This is a genomic window from Sphingorhabdus sp. (assembly GCF_044338195.1).
Taxonomy (GTDB): Bacteria; Pseudomonadota; Alphaproteobacteria; order Sphingomonadales; family Sphingomonadaceae; genus Sphingorhabdus_B.
Window position 1 is genome coordinate 1 of the sequence record NZ_JBIIMC010000018.1, and the last position, 15,024, is coordinate 15,024.

Here is a 15,024-nt window from a genome sequence, read left to right on the forward strand (position 1 = left end):
CAACGCATCCGAATAAGAAAAGCCTGCAACATGGCCGTGCGGTTTACCCATCGAGGCCCAAAGATTTGGACCAATCCCATTTGCGCCACCTGGCGCAATGGTGTGGCAAGCCGCACATTTTTTGAAAACCGCTTCGCCCTTGGCGATATCTGCAGTGGCCAGCAATGTCGCAATCGGCACAGCCGCAGCGCCACCAGCTTCGCCGCCAGCTTCCGCTGCAACTGCAAAGCCTTCTTTTTCAGGCGCTTCAGCGTGGAAGTACATGCCCGATACGATGCTTAGTCCGAGCGCGACGATGCCGCCTGCCAAAACCCAGCCTGCAATTGTGTTACTACGATCATCCATTGGTTATCAGCCCTGAAATGCGGTTTCAAGCCGGCGTCGGTCTGACGGCCGGATTCTCAAGCCCCTCTAATAGTGTCAGTAAGGCCGTGCAAGTGCCCAATTCCAGACTTGCCGGATAAGTTTGGCTATCCTATCGCGGTGGCCATATGAACAGTTACCCCGCACCCGCACTCGCTCTTGTCAGAACCATGGCTTTAGCGGCGAATGAACAGCCTGCAAAAGCGATTGCCTTTCAAGGCGCGCCCGGCGCAAACTCCCATCTTGCCGCTTTGGAATTTGACGCGGATTGCCTGCCCCTGCCCTGTTTCTCGTTCGAAGACGCCATTGACGCCGTCAAAGACGGGTCTGCGGCCAGGGCGATTATTCCAATTGAGAATTCACTGCACGGCCGCGTGGCGGACATCCATTTTCTTCTGCCGGAATCGGGCCTGAGCATCATCGCAGAACATTTCATGCCGATCCGCCACTGCCTGATGGCGAAATCCGCCGATGCGGAATTGAAAACAGCCATGAGCCACCCGCAAGCACTTGGCCAATGCCGCCATTATCTACGTTCGCACGGCATCATTCCGGTCGCTTATGCAGATACGGCAGCTGCGGCGGCATTCGTTGCGGCCAATGATGACACGTCGGCTGCCGCCATAGCGCCGCCAATCGCCGCTGAGCTGTATGGCTTGGTCCCGATCAACGACGGTGTTCAGGATGATGCGAGCAATACGACGCGATTTGTCGTGTTATCGCGTGAACCCGTTAGCAACACCGGAGTGATGGGCACATTGATGACAACTCTCATCTTTGAGGTGAAGAACATACCTGCAGCTTTATACAAGGCGATGGGCGGTTTTGCGACAAATGGCGTCAATATGACGAAGCTGGAAAGCTATCAAAACGGCGCAAGCTTTGCCGCGACCGAATTTTTTGCGGATATCGAAGGCGCGCCGGGTGACGCAGCGTTTGACCGCGCGCTGGATGAGCTGCGCTTTCATTGCAACTCAGTCCGCCTGCTCGGTACATATGTGCAAACCCGCCATCGCGGATGAACGCGCCTAACTACCCAGCCCGACGTTGCCGTCACTTTTGAGCAACAAGAAGAAGAAGACGACAAAAGCTGAAGGCACAGGGCGGCGGTGCCTTAATGCGCCGCGCCCCAGCTTGGGCCCGTCCCGATTTCGATACCGAGGGGGACAGTGAGTTTAACCAAAGGTTCGGCAGCTCCCGCCATGATCGCGCGGATGACGTCGCTTGCCGCGGCGACATCCGCCTCGGGCAGTTCAAAGACGAGTTCGTCATGCACCTGCAACAACATCTTCACATGGCCTAAGCCAGCGGCTTTCAACGCCGGCCCCATTTGCACCATCGCGCGTTTGATGATGTCAGCGCTTGTCCCCTGAATCGGCGCATTTATTGCAGCGCGTTCACTGCCCTGCCGTTCTGCCTGATTGGGGGACGTGATACGCGGAAACCATGTTTTCCGTCCGAACAATGTCGTCGAGTGTCCGCATTCGCGGACCGCCGCCATGGTTTCCTGAATATAATTCGAAATGCCCGGAAAGCGTTGGAAATATGCGTCGATAAGCGCCTGCGCTTCTTCGGCGGTCGATTCCAAGCGCTTTGAAAGACCCCATCGGGAAATGCCGTACAGAATGGAAAAGTTGATGGTCTTGGCACGGCCACGTGTGTCGCGGTTTACTTCGCCGAACAGTTCCAATGCGGTGCGCGCATGAATGTCTTCGCCCTTTTCAAAGGCATCGCGCAAGGGCTCCACATCCGCAAAATGCGCCGCAAGCCGAAGCTCGATCTGGCTATAGTCAGCCGACAGGATCACATTGCCGGGTTCGGCAACAAACGCATCCCGGATTTGCCGACCGGTTTCGGTACGAATGGGAATATTTTGCAAGTTCGGATCGGTCGATGACAGCCGCCCGGTTTGCGCGCCAACGAGGCTATAGCTTGTGTGCACACGGCCTGTTTTGGGATCAATCTGCTGCTGCAGGCTGTCGGTATAGGTTGATTTCAGCTTCGCAAGTTGCCGCCAATCCAGCACCTTGCGTGCGATGTCGATGCCCTGCCCCGCCAGATCTTCCAGCACGGTCACGTCTGTCGAATATTGCCCCGACTTGCCCTTTTTGCCGCCCTTATATCCCATTTTTCCAAACAGGATTTCGCCAAGCTGCTGCGGGCTGCCGATCGTAAACGGCTGTCCGGCGAGGCCGTGAATTTCCTTTTCGAGCAGTTCCATTTGCGCGGCGAATTCGGATGATAATCGCGCCAGCACCGTCCGGTCGACTTTGATGCCTAAGCATTCCATCTGGGATAGGACGGGCACAAGCGGGCGATCCACCAGTTCATAGACGCTGGTCGCCTTTTCAGGGCTCATCCGTAACTTTAGGTGATGCCACAACCGCAAGGTCACATCGGCATCTTCCGCCGCATAGCAGGTCGCATCAGACAGCGGGACGGCGGCAAAACCAATCTGGCTTTTGCCCGTTCCCGTGACGCTTTTGTAAGAGATGCATTCATGCCCCAAATGCGTTTTGGCGAGTTCATCCATGCCATGCAACTGACGGCCTGCATCCAAGGCAAAGCTCATGACCATCGTGTCATCATAGGGCGTTATGCGCACATCATGCCGCGCCAATACCGACATGTCATATTTCAGATTCTGGCCAATTTTCAGCACGCTTGGATCGCTGAGCAATGGACGCAACCGTTCCAAAGCGACGTTCAGCTCGATCTGAACAGGCTTTTCCGCGAACATATCTGTGCCGCCATGTGCCAGCGGGACATAACATGCCTCCCCCGGCGCGACCGCTAGGCTGAAGCCCACAAGATTGGCACTCGCCGCTTGTAAGCTGTCTGTTTCAGTGTCGAAACCCAATGTTCCAGTTTCACGGGCGCGGGATATCCAATGGTCCAGCCGAGCAACATCGGTCACACATTCATATGTCGACACATCAATTTTGGGCATGGCGGGCGGCAAAGCGGCGGTGCCCGCTGTGGGCGCGGATACAGGGGCGTCACGCTTGCTTGCGGCCTTCGGGTTGCCGGCAATCGCCTTATTGGCAGCAGCGGTATTTGCGACATGCCCGATACGCTTCAAAAGCGAGTTGAACCCATGATGCTCCAAAAATGCGGCGAGCGGCTCTTCGGGGATTGTCCCCAATGTCATGTCTTCAATCGCGATGGGCAATGGGCAATCTTCTTTCAAAGTCACCAGCACTTTCGAAAGACGCGCCTTGTCCGCATGCTCAATCAAATTATCGCGCATTTTGGACGGCTTCATGGAAGGGGCGGCGGCCAAGACGCTTTCGAGGTCACCAAATTCCTGAATAAGCTTCGTCGCTGTCTTTGGACCGACGCCGGGGACGCCCGGCACATTGTCGACGCTATCGCCCATCAGCGCCAGCACATCGCCAACCCGTTCGGGCTCGACACCGAATTTTTCGTATACTTCCTCAGCGCGAATGCGTTCGTTTTTCATCGTGTCGAACATATCGATGGATGGTTCTACCAACTGCATCAGGTCCTTGTCGCTGCTGACGATGGTCACATGCCAACCGGCTGCGGAGGCAGCGCGCGCATAGCTTGCGATCATGTCGTCGGCCTCGACATCATCCTCTTCGACCAGCGGCAAAGAAAACGCCCGTGTCGCATCCCGGATCATGGGGAATTGTGGTCTTAAATCCTCAGGCGGGTCGGGCCTATGCGCCTTATATTGGTCATAGATACGGTTGCGGAATGACTGGCTCGATTTATCGAGGACAACAGCCATATGTGTTGGACCATCCGCTTGGTTTAGGTCGTCCGCCAGTTTCCACAGCATGGTCGTATAGCCATATACCGCGCCAACCGGTTCGCCATGTTTGTTGGTGAGCGGCGGTAGCCGGTGATAGGCCCGGAAAATATAGGCGGAGCCATCGACGAGATAGAGATGCTTTTGGTCTGACATGGCGAAGCGATAGCAGCCCGTTTTGGCCAAGTCTTTTCCTAATTTGCAGCGACGCTATTGGCACCCATATTGCAGGCGATTGCGGTGAAACTATGCGCGCGACTTGCGCCACAAAAGAAGACCGCTGGCGATAATGATCGCGGACCCGGCAAGCGATGTCATGTCTGGCCAATCGCCAAAAACCAATATGCCGAGCGCGAGGGCCATCAACAATTGGACATAAGTCATCGGCGCGATGTCCGCGGCCGAAGCACGGGTTGTTGCCATAAAGATGAGCCAGTGCGCGAAGCTTGCACTGACCGCCACGACGGCACAGCGCGCGACGATGGTCCAGTCCGGCATGCCTATATGCAATGTTGGAAAGCCCGAAAAATGACCCAAAATCGCTGCGGTCAGGATGAATGGCACCGCAAGCGACGCGACCAGAAATTGCATCAAAATCGGTGTCCCTGCCCCAGCGACGGCGCGATTGCCAATCATCAAAAGCGCCATCGACATAGCCGCTGCAAGGGGTAACAAAGCAACCCAACCCAATTCGGCAACATTGGGCCGCATGATGAGAAGAACGCCGCCGAAGGCAATGAATGTGGCCGTCCATTTGGTCACATTCGTCCGTTCGTGTAGAAAAATGGCGCTCAAGACCGCCGTGATCATCGGGCTTGTAAAACCAATTGCCGTAGCCTCAGCCAATGGCATGACGAAGATCGACAAAAAGAAGCAGATGGTGGCCATGGCCACTGCAAATCCGCGCAGGATCTGAACTTTGGGCATGGGCAAAGCAAATCCCTGCCTGCCTTCCTTAAGGTACAACAACGTGCCCAAGCCGACCGCACCGATCGAATAGCGCAGCGCCGCCACGGCCGTACCCGGCCATGCACCGGCAATCGATTTGATGACCGCATCGCCCAAGGACAAAAGAGCAAAGCCGCAAACGGCATATAAAAGACCCGAACGGGCCGACGATGCGTGCACTGGATTTCCCTCGATTACCGCGTTCTCTTAAAAGTGTTTGCGGGGAATGCAAAGCGGCAGAAATTTGTGTCGGGCAACCCAAGAAAAGCAAACTGTTACCGATTTATTTACCATTTGTCGGTAGCCAAAAATCCATAGTCCATAGAATATCGGAGCGGGATAGCGTGAGCGCATTTGGGAAAAAACCGGGCTTGTCTTTAGGGCGCTCATCATTTGGCGTGGCGCGCCCCATGACCGGCGGTGGGCCCTCGATTGCGCAACAGCCAGAAAACCCGCAAACGACGGGCGGTGGCGAACAATTTCCACCCATTGAATCGATAAACTTGCCCAGCGGCAGTAACGGCAGTCCACAGTCCGCCATGCAGGAAGCGATGTCGCGCTTGTCAGACCGCGCAAACAACGCGGCACCCGTCGATGAAGGTCCCCAAGGCTTTGAAGCTTCGGTGCACAAAATAAAAGAACAGGTTCTCCCGCGTCTTTTGGAGCGTGTGGACCCCGAAGCGGCGGCATCGCTGAATAAAGAAGAGCTGACCGAAGAGTTCCGCCCGATCATTCTGGAAGTGCTCGCGGAACTCAAGCTGACGCTTAACCGCCGCGAACAATTTGCTTTGGAAAAAGTGCTCGTCGACGAACTGCTCGGCTTCGGTCCGCTTGAAGAGTTGCTCAGCGATCCGGACATTACCGATATCATGGTCAATGGCCCGTTGCAGACCTATATCGAAAAAAAGGGAAAGCTGCAGATTGCGCCGATCCAGTTTCGTGACGAAGAGCATTTGTTCCAAATCGCGCAGCGCATTGTGAACCAAGTCGGTCGCCGCGTCGACCAAACCACACCTTTGGCCGATGCCCGATTGAAAGACGGTAGCCGCGTGAACGTCATTGTTCCACCGCTGTCGCTGCGCGGCACCGCCATTTCCATTCGTAAATTTTCCGAAAAACCAATCACAATCGACATGTTGAAGGGCTTTGGGTCGATGAGCGAACCCATGGCAACGGCATTGAAGATTGCTGGGGCCAGCCGCATGAATATCGTCATTTCAGGCGGTACGGGTTCCGGCAAAACGACAATGCTGAACGCTTTGTCCAAAATGATTGACCCCGGCGAGCGCGTTTTGACGATTGAAGATGCCGCCGAACTTCGGCTGCAACAGCCGCACTGGCTCCCACTTGAAACGCGCCCTCCGAACTTGGAAGGCGATGGCGCTATCACGATCGGTGACCTTGTGAAGAACGCGCTGCGTATGCGCCCCGACCGCATCATCTTGGGCGAAATTCGTGGCGCGGAGTGTTTCGATCTCCTCGCCGCAATGAACACAGGTCATGATGGATCCATGTGTACGCTCCACGCCAACAACCCGCGCGAGTGCTTGGGTCGTATGGAAAATATGATCATGATGGGCGACATCAAAATACCCAAGGAAGCCATTTCCCGGCAAATTGCGGAATCGGTCGACCTAATCGTTCAGGTGAAGCGTTTGCGTGACGGTTCACGCCGTACCACCCAAATTACGGAAGTCATCGGGATGGAAGGCGACGTCATTGTGACGCAGGACCTGTTCAAATTTGAATATCGCGACGAAGATTCTGACGGCAAAATCCACGGTGAGTGGGTCCCGGGCGGCGTTCGTCCTTATACGCTGGAAAAGGCACGGCAGTTCGGATTTGACCAGCCGTTCCTTGAGGCGTGCCTCGGGTAGTGTCAGGACCTAAAGCCCTTTAATCGCCAGCGCGGCTGCCAATACCGTAATCAGCACGGAAAACACGGTAATTCCGGTCCATGGCATTATACCGACTTGGTCGAGCTTAGTGCGTTTATGGCGTCGTCGGTCCGCAACGCTGCTAATCAGCACCAGCAATGCCGACGCCGCAGACAATCCTGCCCAAAAATGGTCTTGCCAATGCATCAGGTCAAGCTGCTCATTCCAGAAGGCTCTCGGTCATTCTATTCACAAAATCTAGGCTCAGCGATTGCGCGGCGGTTTTGATCCACGGGAATTTGCTGGCGAACTTCCGCAATTTTATCGAGATTCAAATCAACAATAGCGAGCCCGGGCGTGCTTCCCATATCAAGGATAACCTCGCCCCAAGGATCGACCACAAGTGAATGGCCGTACGTCTCACGGCCATCTTCATGTGCCCCGCATTGCGCTGCTGCAATCACGAAACATTCGCTTTCAATCGCCCGTGCCCGCAGCAACGCGTGCCAGTGCGCCGCGCCTGTGGGCACTGTAAATGCCGATGGCAGCGTGATGATATCGACGCCAGCTTTTGCATAGGCGCTGAACAAGTCTGGAAAACGCATATCGTAGCAAACCGCCAGCCCCATTCGTCCCAATGGCGTGCCCACGATTACGGGGGTGTCGCCGCCGACATAGGCCGAAGACTCGCGCCAGCTTTCACCCGTTTTCAAATCCACATCAAACAAATGGATTTTGTCATACCGCGCGATAATTTCGCCATCGGCCGAGATGACGATGCTGCGGTTTGCGAGCCGTGGCCCGGCACCATGCACCACCGGAATAGAGCCCAAGTGAACCCAAATGTTATTGCGAGATGCAACTTCAGCGATGTGTTCGATCGATTCGGTCTTTGCCTCTTCACATATGTGCAAGCGCGCTTCGTCGCGCCTTCGGTTGATCATTATCGACATTTCGGGCGCAAAATACATGACGGCCCCGCCCTGCGCAGCCGTTTCGATCGCCCCGACCATGTCCGAAACGTTCGCCGCTGGTAAAACACCGCTCGTCATCTGGTGCACCGCTATACGCAAGGCATACCGCCGGTTCCGCGTCCAACCGCAGCATGATTTTGTAGAAACATGGCCATGCAAAATGGTTCGCAGTATTGAATGAAAAATGCAACAGTCCGGAAAATAGAGGCACGTTAGAAAACGGCACGGATTCCGGACGTGTCCGCAATCATGATAACGGGAAATGCGACCATGGAACAAAAACTCAACGTCTTGGTAACCGGAGGCGCCGGCTACATCGGCAGCCACGCCGTGCTCGCGTTAATCGACGCTGGTCATCACCCGGTTGTTATCGATAATCTTGTGACTGGCTTTCGTTGGGCCGTGGCTGAAGACGCCGGATTCTACCAGGGTGACATCAGCGATTCAGAACTCGTCGAAAGCATCATTCACGATGAACATATCGACGCGATCATGCACTTTGCGGGGTCGGTGGTTGTGCCCGAATCTGTTGAGAACCCGCTCAAATATTACAACAACAACACTGCAAAAAGCCGCAGTTTGATTGAGACCGCCATTTCATCCGGCGTGAAACACATGATTTTTTCGTCGACCGCGGCGACATATGGCATTCCCGAAACCAGCCCGGTGCGTGAAGATATGGCGACACAGCCCATCAATCCGTACGGAACATCGAAATTGATGACTGAACTGATGCTGCGCGATGTCGCGGCGGCGCATGATTTCAACTATTGCGCGCTGCGTTACTTTAACGTCGCGGGTGCCGATCCGCTTGCGCGCACGGGACAGTCAACCGTTGGCGCAACGCATTTGCTAAAAATTGCGGTTGAGGCTGCCCTCGGAAAACGGGACAGCGTCAGCATTTTTGGCACTGACTATGCGACCGAAGACGGTACGGGCGTGCGCGATTACATCCATGTTAGCGACCTTGCTGCGGCGCATGTCACCGCGCTTGAAGCACTTATCGCCGCCCCCGAACGGAGCCACACGCTCAATTGCGGATACGGCCATGGCTATTCGGTCATGCAGGTTCTCGACGCTGTCGACCGCGTGACCAACAAGAGATTGGACCGCAAAATGGAAGGTCGGCGCGCCGGAGATCCCGACTCGCTGATTTCTGACAATCGGGCAATCAAGGACCGCTTTGGTTGGGAACCGCGCTACGACAATCTGGACCAAATCGTCCAGCACGCGCTCGCATGGGAACGCCGCCTGACAGATATTCAAGGCGGCTAAGCCCTCTCTTGCGCTTTAGTGTCAATCGACCCATATCCAAAATATGGAAAATCACTCTCACGGAAATCCGTCCACTTGGTACGGCACCACCATATTGTCTGTGCGTAAAAACGGCAAAGTCGTCATCGCTGGTGATGGCCAAGTCTCCATGGGCCAAACGGTCATGAAGCCCAATGCCAAGAAGGTCCGCCAGCTGCATGACGGCTCGGTCATAGGTGGCTTTGCCGGCGCGACCGCAGATGCATTTACGCTGTTCGAGCGGCTTGAGCGCAAATTGGAGCAGCATCGCGGCCAATTGATGCGCGCTGCGGTCGAATTGGCCAAAGATTGGCGCACCGATAAATATTTACGCAATTTGGAAGCGATGATGATTGTTGCGGACAAAGACGTGACATTGATCCTCACGGGCAATGGCGATGTGCTTGAACCCAATGATGGCATCGCAGCGATTGGGTCTGGTGCAAATTTCGCCTTGTCAGCGGCACGGGCGCTCGCGGATTATGAGGCAGATGCCGAAAAAATGGCGCGTCATGCCATGAAAATCGCGGCTGAAATTTGTGTTTATACCAACGACCAACTGACCGTTGAGACGTTGGACAGCGCGGCATAACGCGGCAGCGACTTGAACGGCACCAGCAACTTCCCATCTAGGCAGTAATGAAAAACGCTCTGACACCCAAAGCCATTGTGGCTGCTCTCGACGAACATATTATTGGCCAGGCCGACGCAAAACGTGCCGTGGCGGTTGCACTGCGCAATCGCTGGCGTCGCCAACGCCTCGGTGCGGATTTACGCGATGAGGTGACGCCCAAAAACATCCTGATGATTGGCCCCACCGGTTGCGGCAAGACCGAGATATCGCGCCGCCTCGCCAAGCTTGCGGATGCGCCGTTTATCAAGGTCGAAGCGACCAAATTCACGGAAGTTGGCTATGTCGGTCGAGACGTTGAGCAGATCGCCCGCGACTTGGCTGAAGAGGCTGTGCGTCTTGAGAAAGAACGCCGCCGCGAACATGTGCGTGAGGCCGCCGAAGCCGCCGCGATGGAACGCATTCTGAAGCCGTTGGCGGGTGACACCGCAAGCGAAGCCACGCGCGAAGCATTTCGCCAACGTATTCGTGATCGCCACATGGATGATGTCGAAATCGAGATTGAAGTATCGGACAGTCCAACCACGCCCATGGAAATTCCCGGCATGGGCGGCAATGTCGGCATGATCAACCTTGGCGAAATGATGGGCAAAGCCTTTGGCAAAGACAATCTGAAACGCCGCAAAATGAAGGTCCCCGACGCTTGGACCAAGCTTGTCGAGGAAGAATCTGAAAAGCGCCTTGACCAAGACGACGTCAACCGCGCAGCTTTGGCCGATGCGGAAGCCAATGGCATCGTGTTCCTCGATGAGATCGACAAGATTGCCGTGTCAGACGTGCGCGGTGGATCCGTGAGCCGTGAAGGCGTCCAGCGCGATCTGCTGCCGCTGATCGAAGGCACCACGGTTGCTACCAAATATGGTCCCATGAAAACCGACCATGTGCTGTTCATCGCATCAGGCGCGTTCCACATTTCAAAGCCAAGCGACATGCTGCCTGAACTGCAGGGTCGCTTGCCCATCCGTGTCGAACTGCGCGCATTGGAGCATGCCGATTTTGTCCGTATCCTCTCGGAAACCCGCGCCAATTTGCCGCAGCAATACACTGCGTTACTGGCGACTGAAGAAGTCACGCTCGAATTTAGCGACGATGCGATTGATGCCATCGCGCGCATTGCGGTCGACGTAAATTCAACCGTTGAAAATATCGGCGCGCGGCGGTTGCAAACGGTTATGGAAAAGCTGCTGGAAGATATCAGCTTCGATGCCGAAGACCGCAAAGGTGACGTAATCCTGATCGACGCGGACTATGTGCACAAGCAGCTATCGGGCATCGCAAAAGACACCGACCTGTCGAAATATGTGCTTTGACGCTTTCTGCCTAAGCGGATTGTAAGGACAACAGGGGTGTCAGCGCGCGCTTGCAGCGTCTGCATTTTCGGGCTGTGGCGCGACCACAAGCTTCCACGCCTTGTCCTTAACGAAATAGCGTTTCGCCAGTGATTGCAAGATCTCGGGCGTCACGCTGTTATAATCGCTGTAAAGCGTACCCAATGCCGCAAAGCGTTCAGGATGATATGTCGATCCCTTGAGCTGGTTGAGCCAAAATGCGTTACTCGACGCCGCACGCTCAATGGCTTGCTTTGTCGGCTCAACCGCACGCTGAAGTTCATCGGCGCTCACCGGATGGGCTATCAAATCCGCCGCGACCGAATCCGCGAATGCAAAAAAGCGGTCCACGTCGGTTGGTTTGACCTGTGTATAGGCCATCAAATATCCACCGCTGTTGAAATCAACGGGCCAATTGGCCGCCATGTCGGGACTGTAGCTCGCTGCCTGCTCCGCACGGAATTTCTCGAACAACCGATCACGGAAAATGGCTGCCAACGTTTCCAGCTGCCGTCCTTCGCTGATGCCAGCAATTCCACCGCCCGTGGGCCATGCCATCACCGCTGCGGCCTGATCACGCGCACCGCGATGCGTCAGCCTTATGGGGTTCGCGGTCGGTGCGGGAAACCGGACATTGCGCGCGGCTGCCGCTACGGGCATAGGTACGCGCGGCGATAACGCACCGAAGCTTTTTTCCAAGGCAGCGACAGCCGCTGCCTTGTCAAAGTCCCCAAAGAGCAGAACCTCAACGGGTCCCTGCGCCAGCAATGGCTTCCAATATGCTTCGAACTTCGCGGCATCGACTTTCGCAACGTCCGCCGGTGCCGCGGCTTTCCAGCGCGGATCATTGTTGCGCAGCAGATATTCCAAATCACGCTGCAACACGGAGGTCGCCGACATTTCGAAACTCGCATAACCCGACGTCGCGAGCGCCTTTGCCCGTTCAACCGGCGCCGGGTCCCAACCGGGATGCTCGATCTTTGTCGCGATTAAGGTCAGCTGATCCGCAAGGTCATCAGGCCGCGTATTTGCGCCAAACTGAAACGCATCATCATCAATGGAGAAGTTGAGTTCAATGCGCCGCCCATTGACCATCTGGTCAATTTCTGTGCGCTTAAGTTTGCCAATGCCATTTTCCGGCAAAACAATCGGCCCTGCCCACAGCAAGCTGCCATTGTCAGGGGTAACGGCTTGGTAGCCGCGACCAAAGCGGACGAGCACGCGAATCTGACCGCTTTCGGCCTTGTTCGGGTCCAGCAAAGCCCGCACGCCGTTCGACAATTCAAGCCGGGTCATCTGCAACTGTGAGTTTGTCTCTTCGCTCACCAACTTGCCGGATGCGCCCAGCTTCGGCAACGCCGCAAAGCCAAGGGTGTTTTCGGATAAACGCGCCGTCGTATTCGCCGACACGACGGCGTTCAATGCAGCGAGCGCGCGATTGTCTGCGTCCGCAATCGGCGCAGGTGAAGACAGCATCAGTCGTGTTGCGTTCGCCATGAAAAGCTTTTGCGTCGACGCCAGCAGCCGTTGTGGCGTGAACTTGTCCTTCATGCCTTCATAGACCTGAACAACCGTTTTGGGCGCGGCGACCGTTTCCCGAATATCCACGGCATTGACGATATCGTCCGCTTGCTTGGCGGCGGCTTCAAACGGATAGCTGTCGAGCATTGTGCGCAACGCATTTCCGAAAAGCGTTTTCTCACGCTCGATATCCGCAACCGATGGTGGCGTGGCAATGGCATCGGCGATGATTGCGCGGACATCACGCGTTGCCGCTTCCCATTTGTCGCCAACGGGGGTGACGGACACCAAAGTCGTATCCGCTGTGCGCGAAATATCTTCCTGCGCGATTTCGGCGAACAGATAATTGCCGCCACTGCGCGCCTGCACCTCAAGCCTGCGGTTGATGATCTGAAGCGCAAGGGCGTCAATCAACAACTGCTCATTATACGCAATAGTGTCATCCACCTTCCGCCAGGGGCGCAGATACGCGATGCTGACGGTGGTGGGCAATGTTGGTTCAATCAGCACGCGCGTTGGTGTGCCCTGCGGCGTTGGGTCGCCAAAGGCAGGCTCAGGCGCGCGGGCGCCCTTCCCTCTCCAGTCGTTGAAATATTTCTGCACCAAATTGGCGAGCTGCACGGGCTCCATATCGCCGGCCATCACGACGACAGCATTTTCGGGCCGATACCAGCGGTCATGAAAGGCGCTCAAACGCAAGGCGTCTGCCGCCTGCAATGTTTCAGGCGTGCCAATCGTCGACCGGTTTGCCAGTCGCTGCCCCTGAAACGCGTGCTGACGCAGGGCATCGCTATAGACCATTTGCGCGCCGCTATTTTCGCGCAGCTCCGCAAGGACAATGGCACGTTCGGCATTTAAGGCACTGGGCGAGATACGCGGGTTGCGGATCATGCCCGAAATGATTTTGACGGACTCGTCCAGTTTTTCGGGCGTCGCATTGGGCAGGTCGAGCTTGTAGACCGTCTGCGTCGGGGTTGTTTGCGCATTGCTGTCGCTGCCAAAGGTGACTCCGAACCTTTGCCAAATACGCTTTGCCTCACCATCGGGCACAAAGGTTGATCCACGGAAGGACAAATGCTCGATCAGATGGGCAAAGCCTTGCTCGTCATTATTTTCATGCAACGCGCCCGCATCGATCCGCACACGAATGGACACCTGCCCCGCAGGCACATCATTTTTCTTCACCGCATAGCGCAGCCCATTGGGCAGCACACCAAAGGTCCAAGTGTCATCCACCGGTACGTCGCTGCCTTCATACAGCCATGGAACTTTGGCCGCCTTTGCGGCGACCGTTGCGGCGGGCGCAACATTTTGTGCGTAAGCAGAGGTGGACAGCAGCAGGGCTGCGAAAGCGAGCGATTGAGTGAATTTGCGCATTACAATCCTCATAACGGAACGAAGGCTTGACTGCACATGAACGTCCGAAAAAAAGCGGCTACTTCGTTTCAATCACGGTGTCGTCATCCTGAACTTATTTCAGGATAACATGCCACCGTTGTTTGTTATCCCGAAACAAGTTCGGGATGACGAAATATTTTTCCCGGCATGGTGACTAAATTCCACCATCGACGGTATCATAACCTAAACCACGCAAACCAAGTTTCAGCGCCTCGATGCATTCAGCAAGCTTATCCGCGTCGGTTGTGCGGACAACGAAATTCGCCCCGACCTTGCCTTCGCGGAAAAAGGGGTAGCTGCCGATCTGGCAACCTTCATGATGCTTTTCGGTATCACCCAGCAACTTGGCAACCTCGCTTTCGGCCACCCAGCAGCCGATTTGTTGGGACAACAAGGGTGCACCACCCTCCAATGTACCGGTCAGGGCATCCAGCATACCGGCGGTGATATGCGGCACGCCAGCCATGATGAAGATGTTGCCATGGCGAATGCCGGGCGCACCCGACATCTTGTTGGGGATAAGATCAGCACCATCGGGCACACGCGCCATACGCAGACGGCCCGGGTTAATGCCACCACGCGTTTCATAATAGGCATGCAGGACGGCACTTGCCTCTGGATGAATGACAACATCGACGCCGAGCGCGGCTGCGATCGCGTCAACGGTAATGTCATCATGCGTCGGGCCAATGCCGCCGGTGGTGAACAGATAGTCATTGCGCGCGCGCAAGAGGTTCACCGCCTCAATGATGGCATCCATATCATCGGCCACCACACGCACTTCGCGCAAGCGAATGCCTTGAATATTGAGCCAAAGGGCAATCTGCGCGACGTTTTTGTCTTGTGTTCGGCCAGAGAGGATCTCGTCGCCGATGATTACGAGCGCTGCGGTGTATATGCGGGAATCTGTCATGAA

The 15,024-nt window shown here is 55.7% G+C and carries 12 protein-coding genes; 5 read left to right on the forward strand and 7 right to left on the reverse strand.

What is annotated here, in order from left to right:
* A partial coding sequence (locus ACIQZK_RS06655; RefSeq protein ID WP_397575439.1) for a c-type cytochrome occupies nt 1-345 on the reverse strand: 345 nt, incomplete at its 3' end.
* Between the two features lie 146 nt (nt 346-491).
* On the opposite strand from ACIQZK_RS06655, the gene ACIQZK_RS06660 reads away from it, so the two are divergent.
* Complete coding sequence (locus tag ACIQZK_RS06660; RefSeq protein WP_397575440.1) at nt 492-1,385, forward strand: prephenate dehydratase; 894 nt, start codon at nt 492-494, stop codon at nt 1,383-1,385.
* A 92-nt stretch (nt 1,386-1,477) separates the two neighbouring features.
* On the opposite strand, the gene polA is transcribed toward ACIQZK_RS06660, so the two are convergent.
* Together polA and ACIQZK_RS06670 are read right to left on the reverse strand one after the other, a co-directional pair.
* Nucleotides 1,478-4,294: a DNA polymerase I gene (gene polA / locus ACIQZK_RS06665; protein WP_397575473.1), complete on the reverse strand. Its 2,817-nt coding sequence runs from the start codon at nt 4,292-4,294 to the stop codon at nt 1,478-1,480.
* Nucleotides 4,295-4,384: 90 nt separating this feature from the next.
* A complete protein-coding gene (locus ACIQZK_RS06670) occupies nt 4,385-5,266 on the reverse strand; it encodes a DMT family transporter (RefSeq protein ID WP_397575441.1) in 882 nt (293 codons plus the stop codon).
* Nucleotides 5,267-5,430: 164 nt separating this feature from the next.
* Between ACIQZK_RS06670 and ACIQZK_RS06675 the strand changes: the two genes are divergently transcribed.
* A complete protein-coding gene (locus ACIQZK_RS06675) occupies nt 5,431-6,963 on the forward strand; it encodes a CpaF family protein (RefSeq protein WP_397575442.1) in 1,533 nt (510 codons plus the stop codon).
* A 9-nt stretch (nt 6,964-6,972) separates the two neighbouring features.
* Here the strand turns inward: ACIQZK_RS06675 and ACIQZK_RS06680 are convergent, their stop codons facing one another.
* Both ACIQZK_RS06680 and ACIQZK_RS06685 read right to left on the reverse strand, forming a co-directional pair.
* Nucleotides 6,973-7,170, reverse strand: coding sequence for a hypothetical protein (locus ACIQZK_RS06680; protein WP_397575443.1), 198 nt, complete (start codon nt 7,168-7,170; stop codon nt 6,973-6,975).
* A gap of 38 nt (nt 7,171-7,208) precedes the next feature.
* Nucleotides 7,209-8,036, reverse strand: coding sequence for a carbon-nitrogen hydrolase family protein (locus ACIQZK_RS06685; RefSeq protein ID WP_397575444.1), 828 nt, complete (start codon nt 8,034-8,036; stop codon nt 7,209-7,211).
* Nucleotides 8,037-8,207: 171 nt separating this feature from the next.
* Between ACIQZK_RS06685 and galE the strand changes: the two genes are divergently transcribed.
* From galE to hslU, 3 genes are read left to right on the forward strand one after another with little or no spacing between them, the layout of a single operon-like run.
* A complete protein-coding gene (galE, locus tag ACIQZK_RS06690) occupies nt 8,208-9,212 on the forward strand; it encodes a UDP-glucose 4-epimerase GalE (RefSeq protein ID WP_397575445.1) in 1,005 nt (334 codons plus the stop codon).
* Nucleotides 9,213-9,255: 43 nt separating this feature from the next.
* Nucleotides 9,256-9,822, forward strand: coding sequence for an ATP-dependent protease subunit HslV (hslV, locus tag ACIQZK_RS06695; protein WP_397575446.1), 567 nt, complete (start codon nt 9,256-9,258; stop codon nt 9,820-9,822).
* Between the two features lie 47 nt (nt 9,823-9,869).
* Nucleotides 9,870-11,171, forward strand: coding sequence for an ATP-dependent protease ATPase subunit HslU (gene hslU, locus ACIQZK_RS06700; protein WP_397575447.1), 1,302 nt, complete (start codon nt 9,870-9,872; stop codon nt 11,169-11,171).
* Between the two features lie 39 nt (nt 11,172-11,210).
* Here the strand turns inward: hslU and ACIQZK_RS06705 are convergent, their stop codons facing one another.
* Together ACIQZK_RS06705 and ACIQZK_RS06710 are read right to left on the reverse strand one after the other, a co-directional pair.
* On the reverse strand, nt 11,211-14,087 hold the full coding sequence (locus tag ACIQZK_RS06705; protein ID WP_397575448.1) for a M16 family metallopeptidase: 2,877 nt from the start codon (nt 14,085-14,087) through the stop codon (nt 11,211-11,213).
* Nucleotides 14,088-14,262: 175 nt separating this feature from the next.
* Nucleotides 14,263-15,021: a competence/damage-inducible protein A gene (locus ACIQZK_RS06710; protein WP_395635407.1), complete on the reverse strand. Its 759-nt coding sequence runs from the start codon at nt 15,019-15,021 to the stop codon at nt 14,263-14,265.
* Nucleotides 15,022-15,024: the final 3 nt, after the last annotated feature.

What these genes read in the sequence shown, in the direction of transcription:
- ACIQZK_RS06680 (WP_397575443.1), bottom strand. Translation starts at nt 7,170, where the DNA reads ATGCATTGGCAAGACCATTTTTGGGCAGGATTGTCTGCGGCGTCGGCA.
- polA (WP_397575473.1), bottom strand. Translation starts at nt 4,294, where the DNA reads ATGTCAGACCAAAAGCATCTCTATCTCGTCGATGGCTCCGCCTATATT.
- ACIQZK_RS06705 (WP_397575448.1), bottom strand. Translation starts at nt 14,087, where the DNA reads ATGCGCAAATTCACTCAATCGCTCGCTTTCGCAGCCCTGCTGCTGTCC.
- galE (WP_397575445.1), top strand. Translation starts at nt 8,208, where the DNA reads ATGGAACAAAAACTCAACGTCTTGGTAACCGGAGGCGCCGGCTACATC.
- ACIQZK_RS06660 (WP_397575440.1), top strand. Translation starts at nt 492, where the DNA reads ATGAACAGTTACCCCGCACCCGCACTCGCTCTTGTCAGAACCATGGCT.
- hslU (WP_397575447.1), top strand. Translation starts at nt 9,870, where the DNA reads ATGAAAAACGCTCTGACACCCAAAGCCATTGTGGCTGCTCTCGACGAA.
- ACIQZK_RS06710 (WP_395635407.1), bottom strand. Translation starts at nt 15,021, where the DNA reads ATGACAGATTCCCGCATATACACCGCAGCGCTCGTAATCATCGGCGAC.
- hslV (WP_397575446.1), top strand. Translation starts at nt 9,256, where the DNA reads ATGGAAAATCACTCTCACGGAAATCCGTCCACTTGGTACGGCACCACC.